Source organism: Thioalkalivibrio sp., from assembly GCF_007692535.1.
Classification (GTDB): domain Bacteria; phylum Pseudomonadota; class Gammaproteobacteria; order Ectothiorhodospirales; family Ectothiorhodospiraceae; genus Thioalkalivibrio.
This window is the reverse complement of the sequence record NZ_REBW01000044.1, coordinates 1-3,150: the sequence shown is the minus strand read 5'-3', so window position 1 is coordinate 3,150 and position 3,150 is coordinate 1. Positions and strand designations below refer to the sequence as shown.

The window sequence follows — 3,150 nt, the reverse complement described above, 5'->3', positions numbered from 1 at the left end:
TGGCACTGTTCACCATCGCCTGGATCGCCTACAGCCTGCCTGCCTCCCAACGCAACGTTCTCTGGCTGCTTCTGGTCGCGGGGGTCCTGTTCCAGGCCGCGTATGGCGTCGCTGCGCACGCCTCGGGCTCCGAGACCATCTTCGGGATCTGGGAGCGCAACACGCCCCATGCCGTGCACGGCAGCTTCAGCAACTACAACCTGTTCGCGGCGTACCTCGCGCTGCTATGGCCGCTCGCGGTCGCGGTCTGGTGGATCCGGGACATGCCGTTGCTCGGTCTGCGGTCGAAAGAGGTCAAGATCGCGGGCAGCCTGATCACCAGCGCCGTGATCGGTGCCGCGCTGCTTGGCAGCACGTCACGCCTGGGAAGCAGCGCCGGTCTCGTCGGCATGACCATCGCGCTGGTGCTTTGGTCGCGGCACCGGCACGTGCTGCGCAAAACCTCCGTCTGGCCGGCCTACCTGGCGCTCGGAGGCGGTCTGCTCGCGGCCGCCTGGTACGGTCTGGCACCGTTGGTCGAACGCCTGCTCGCGACCGGTATGCATGACATGCGATTCGAGGTCCTCGGCCTGGTTCGCACCGAGCTGCCCCTGAGCTGGTACTTGCACGGCGTGGGCCTGGGTGGCTTCGAAGCCGCGTTCAAGCAGATTCAGCCCGGGCACATGACCTTCTGGCTCGATTACGCGCACAGCGACCTTCTGCAATGGTTGATCGAGACCGGCATCGTGGGGGTTGCGCTGCTGGTCGCCGTGATCCTTGCGGTCATTCGCGCCGCGCGCCTGAGCACCGAGCGCATCGCCCTCTACGCCGGCCTGGCGGCCCTCGCGCTGGTGGGGTTGGGCGATTTCAGCTGGCACATCCCCGCAACGCAGGTCGTGCTTGCGCTCTATATCGGCACGCTGCTGCGCCCGGCCGCCGGGGGGCGAGGAAGCGCGGGCAACCAGGGGACGAAATTTAATTCCGTCCCCCGATCGTGAAAGTGTCCTCAAGTATTGAATACCCCCCCGGATCGGGCTACTATTGAATCTCAGGGGTCTATTTCTTTGGGTGTAAAGCCCGGTTGAGTCTCATTCACGGAGGGTAGGGATATGCGAGCACGCACGCCTTGGCGGTTTCTGGGAACGAGTCTGGTTGTTCTGGGGTTTGGGGTGTCGGGGGCGACGGTTTCGGCCGCCATTGGCCCGGAGTACACGCCCTCGGCAGCGCAGGTAGTGGAGCGCGACGTTGCGACGCAACCGGCAGTCGGCCTCGTCCAGGTGGCACAACGGTACGTCGCGCCACCGCCCCCATGGGAACGGTCATGGGCGCAAGAATCGGAATTCGATGTCCATCCCTACTTTCGCTCGGGTCCGCGTGCACGGCCAGGGATGAATCGGCCCGGAACGCCCTTCCTGCCGGCGGCAGCACGGGTCCCCGATCTTTGCGATCGTCCCGGGAATGCGCCCCGCGATCCTCGCTTCTGGCCACCGGCGAGTTTCCCACCGCCCTTCGCAAACTGCCCAGCGAGCCCGTGATTCCTCGGTGCGAGTACTACAGACGGTAGGCTGAGAGTGCGAACGAACGTTTGCACTGATGGGCGCATGGTCGATGGGTTGGGGTAAGCGGTTCCTCGGGTTCGCCCATGTTCGTGCTCCTCAGTGGGTTAAACGAAAAAAGCAGCCACGAAATGGCACGGACATCACGGAAAATCGTGCATTCAACCTCTTTTCCGTGGTTGTCCGTGCCTTCAGTGGCTCGCGTTTTCGTCTTTCAGGGTGGCCCGGGCGATGAGCGGTTAGGCGCCACGTCTCCGTATCGTGTTCCCGGTAGGGGCGTCGGCTCCGGAAGTCAGGGGATACGGACCGGCGGTTCAATACAGTCAGCAGTCGAGATAGCAGCAGATGGCTTCAGCCGATGATCGCGACGCGAAGGCCCACCCACTGAAGGCGGTTCCCAGTGGAAGCGCGGCCATGGTCGCCTATGAGCCACGGGCTTCGGTACCCGGTCCCGATGAAGATGACAGTATCGATCTGCGCGAATACTGGAAGATCCTGGTCAAGCGCAAGTGGCTGATCCTCGCCCTGATGCTGGTTGTCATCACCGCGACCTTCGTGGTCACGAAGTTGCAGGTGCCGGAACATCGGGCCACCGCGCTGGTGCTGATCGAGCCCGAGGCGAACCAGATCCTCGCATTTCAGGATTTCGACCAGACCTCGGGCCGCAGTTCGGCCGAGTACCGGGCGAGCCAGTTTGAAATCCTGCGCAGCCGTTCCCTCGCCGAGGCGGTGATCCGCGCCGAGCAGTTGCAGGATCACCCCGAACTTACCGGGGAGATGCGGCAGCGCAGTCTCGGCGCGGAAGTCCGCAGCCTGACGTCGCTGCTGCTGAGCCATGTCCGGGGTCCCTCCGCTGAGGATCTCCAGGGGTCTGAGCAGCGCGCCCAGCGGGATCCGGTCGACGTGGCCGCCAGGACACTCCTTCGGAAACTGGAGATCGAACCGGTCCGCAACACGCAGGTGGTCCGGGTGAGCATCACCAGCTTCGATCCCGAGTTCTCGGCGCGGATAGCCAACGCGGTGGTCCGCGAGTATATCGACACCTCACTGCAACGCCGCTTCGACTCCGGCACCCAGGCCCGCCGGTTCCTCGAGGGTCAGCTGGACGAGATGCGCATCGCCCTGGAGCGATCCGACCGCGCGCTGGCGCAGTTCGCGCGCGAGGCCCGGGTGTCCGATCTCGATCAGAACATCCAGCTCACCCGCGAAGGCTTGCGTGGCAAGAGCGCGCGGCTGGAAGAGGTCCGGCGCGAGCTGCTGCAGCTTTCGGGATGGCGCGATCTGGCGCAGCAGGGACGGGTCGAGCATCTCGATTCGATGGGCGGCAGCGATCTGGTTGCTGAGCGCCTGGCGGCGCTGGAGGCCCGGCTTCAGGATGCGGCATTGGCCTACCAGCAGCTCGCCCGGCAATACACCGACACGTTCCCCGCGGTGGTGGAAAAACGCGCGGAGCTCGAGTCGATTCGAACCGAGGTGGCAGCTGAGCGCAACCGGATCGTCAGCGGGATTGCCGGTCGCCTCGAGGCGAGAACTGCGGAAGCCGGTTCGCTGGAACAGGCGATCGATCAGCGCGAGGAGCAGCTGATGACGCTGAACGAGCGCAGCGTGCAGTACA

2 protein-coding genes are annotated in these 3,150 nt (G+C 64.8%); both read left to right on the top strand.

All coding sequences use genetic code 11. From position 1 onward, the window contains the following. The coding region (locus EA346_RS00745; protein ID WP_296754388.1) for an O-antigen ligase domain-containing protein at positions 1–977 on the top strand (977 nt) is incomplete at its 5' end. Between the two features lie 903 nt (positions 978–1,880). Then, a partial coding sequence (locus EA346_RS00740; RefSeq protein ID WP_296754386.1) for a Wzz/FepE/Etk N-terminal domain-containing protein occupies positions 1,881–3,150 on the top strand: 1,270 nt, incomplete at its 3' end.